This window comes from Campylobacter sp. B0100352/1, from assembly GCF_020135855.1.
Lineage (GTDB): Bacteria > Campylobacterota > Campylobacteria > Campylobacterales > Campylobacteraceae > Campylobacter_D > Campylobacter_D taeniopygiae.
This window is the reverse complement of record NZ_JACHTP010000051.1, coordinates 1-2,513: the sequence shown is the minus strand read 5'-3', so window position 1 is coordinate 2,513 and position 2,513 is coordinate 1. Positions and strand designations below refer to the sequence as shown.

Genomic DNA, 2,513 nt, shown 5'->3' with positions numbered 1-2,513 from the left:
AAAACATATAAGGATTATCTATTTATTCTTTATCTAAATTTATTTCCATGATGTTAATTTCATCTTCTATTTCTTGCGTATTTTTTAAACATAGTTTTATTTTATTTGCACCCATTGGGGTTAAAACAGTGAAATATCTAACATTGTTTTCATAAAAGTCCCAAATTTCATCAAATTCTAAATAATTTGCCAACCCATATTCCTTAAATTCACATTCTTTATAGATTGATTTTAAAAATTTTGGCACTTCATTAAGAATAAAAAGTATTTTTATTTTTTCTTTTTGAGAGCTAAGGTCTAATTCTTTAACCAGATTGTTTTGATACGTTTGTTTGATTGTTTCTATTATTTTTTCATTATTGCAATTTTTTAAATCATTAAGATTAATATCTATTTCTTTTTTTAACTCTAATTCTTGGGCTTGATAATTTATATTTTTACAATTAGAATTTTGTGGTAATAATATATTTAATGTTTCATCACTTTTAAGAATTAATTTTGCTATATTCATCATTTTGATATTTAATTCTAATATAGCATGAAAATCTTTTTTAGATAGAAAACTATTTATGCATTTTTTTATATTTTTAGCGTCTAAATTTTCATCAGATAAAATTTGTATGATTTTATCTAAAAATATAGGTTGGGGGAGCATTAAAACTCCTTAAGATCTAAACTTTCAAGTTCTTTTAGACTCATTGCTCTAATTAAAATTCTTTCTTCTGATTGCATTAAAGAAAAATCTTGTAGTTTTTCTAGTGCTTCTTTATATTCTAAATATCCTAAAGGTTTATCTTCACTAATGCTAAAAAAGCTTAATCTCCATTGGGCTTCTTCGTCTTCATCATCTAATTCAAAATTTTCCCAAGGTTCTTTAAAAAGAATAGTATCGGTATCTTCACTAAGGGTGAAATTTATTATTAATCCATCTGGTGTATCATAAAGTTTAGGCATAGCCTCATAAGCTTCTTCCCAACGTTTTTTTAAAAGTTCCAAATCTTCCATGAGTTCTCCTTTAATGTCAAATAAAATTATAGCTAAAAATCTTTTTAAATCAAATCACAGGAAAAACATTTTACGCAAAATTAATTCTATTTTGTTTAATCATTCTAGCACGATTGATAAGAGCATAGAGGGCTATATCTTCATCGTTGAGTATTCTTTGAAAGGTACTGCTATATCTATCCCCATCAAATTCAATACTTCTATATTCTATAAGCTCTGCTTTAGCATTAGTGATAAAAGATATATATTTATCTCTTTGTTTATCATGTTTAATACCTGCACATAAAGGTTTAAGTGCTTCATCATACCAAATCACTTCTAACTTTTCTTCTTTGATGATTCTTAATGCTACTTCTTTTCCATTTCTCATTGAATAGTCTTCATTTGCGTTAAAATATTTTTGCCTATAATTCATTTTTAACATTTTATTAATTGCTTCTTTTTCACTATCAAAAGAATATTCATCTTCAATACCTCCTCTTTCTCCAATATAAATAGTTTCATATTTATTGTTATTAGGATTAAACCAAATTGCAAAATGATATTCTCCAGATGTATTATCATAATCACGCCAAGTTACATAAATCAACTTTTCTTCTTCTATAATTAATTCTGCTTGTTCTCTTGTCTTTATTATTATATTTGTTTGATAAAACCTAATTGCATTAAGCGTTCTATGGAAATAGGAAGTTTAATCTGTGTTCCTCCACCTTCTTGATCAAAGTATGGAGATATTTTACCTATTCTAGCCATGAAAAGCCTTATGGGTTTTAGGGTAATCTTAAATTTTTTGAAAATTTTTACAAATACACTTTTTTATTGGTGTTTGATAATAACTTAATAAAAATATCATTATCATCCCAAGAATAACACTCAATCATTGATAATAAACCATTTTCAATATAAATCATAGCTCCACCTATCACAACACCATTTAAAAATAGATTTAAGGAATTAGTAAAACCATTGACTTGAATTTTTGGTCTTGCGGGATTAGTTTTTATATTGGCAAAATATCCACACTCATCAGCTTTTCTAGAAACAATATTAGCATGTCTAAAATGATCTAAAAGTAATTTTTGTTCTTTGGAAAAACATTCAATAATTTTTTTCTCCAATTCTTGAATATTAATTAAATGTTCTAGATTGAAACATTGTTCCAATTTTTGGTTTTCCATTTTTTATAACTCCTCTTACTTCAATATTGAATCCATTAATATTTATAATATACCCTTGTGCAAAATTTTCAGAAACTTTACCGCTTGCATAATCTTTTTCTATTTTTTTCAAAACCGCACTATAATCTTTTTCTATTTTTTTCAAAACCGCACTATAAGCTTTTTCTTTCGAATTGCCAAAAGACTTTAAAAAATCATCTAAATCATGTTCTTTTTTATTAAATATGTGGTTGAATTTATTTTGAATACTATTAGTTTGATTAGCACTTTCTAATAAATTAAACTTCTCTTTTGTTGTGTATTTTATAATATCTAAATTTTCTTTATTTA

6 protein-coding genes are annotated in these 2,513 nt (G+C 25.3%); all 6 read right to left on the bottom strand.

The annotated features are described in order from the left end of the window. Positions 1-22: 22 nt before the first annotated feature. A complete protein-coding gene (locus H2279_RS08330; RefSeq protein WP_337196253.1) occupies positions 23-655 on the bottom strand; it encodes a hypothetical protein in 633 nt (210 codons plus the stop codon). After that, the gene (locus H2279_RS08325) at positions 655-1,005 is read right to left on the bottom strand and encodes a hypothetical protein (RefSeq protein ID WP_337196252.1); all 351 of its coding nucleotides are present in this window, start codon (positions 1,003-1,005) and stop codon (positions 655-657) included. The genes H2279_RS08330 and H2279_RS08325 overlap by 1 nt, the downstream gene beginning before the upstream one ends. Before the next feature lie 70 nt (positions 1,006-1,075). Further along, complete coding sequence (locus H2279_RS08320) at positions 1,076-1,594, bottom strand: hypothetical protein (RefSeq protein ID WP_337196251.1); 519 nt, start codon at positions 1,592-1,594, stop codon at positions 1,076-1,078. Between the two features lie 47 nt (positions 1,595-1,641). Then, a complete protein-coding gene (locus tag H2279_RS08315) occupies positions 1,642-1,770 on the bottom strand; it encodes a glycohydrolase toxin TNT-related protein (protein WP_337196254.1) in 129 nt (42 codons plus the stop codon). Between the two features lie 35 nt (positions 1,771-1,805). After that, entirely contained in the window at positions 1,806-2,183 is a 378-nt protein-coding gene (locus H2279_RS08310; protein WP_137624112.1) for a hypothetical protein, read from the bottom strand. After that, positions 2,134-2,513, bottom strand: a 380-nt coding sequence (locus H2279_RS08305; protein ID WP_337196250.1) for a hypothetical protein, incomplete at its 5' end; no start/stop codon positions are given. The genes H2279_RS08310 and H2279_RS08305, both read right to left, overlap by 50 nt.

Excerpts from the sequence above, each read along its gene's own strand:
- H2279_RS08330 (WP_337196253.1), bottom strand. The coding sequence starts at position 655 with ATGCTCCCCCAACCTATATTTTTAGATAAAATCATACAAATTTTATCT.
- H2279_RS08310 (WP_137624112.1), bottom strand. The coding sequence starts at position 2,183 with ATGGAAAACCAAAAATTGGAACAATGTTTCAATCTAGAACATTTAATT.
- H2279_RS08325 (WP_337196252.1), bottom strand. The coding sequence starts at position 1,005 with ATGGAAGATTTGGAACTTTTAAAAAAACGTTGGGAAGAAGCTTATGAG.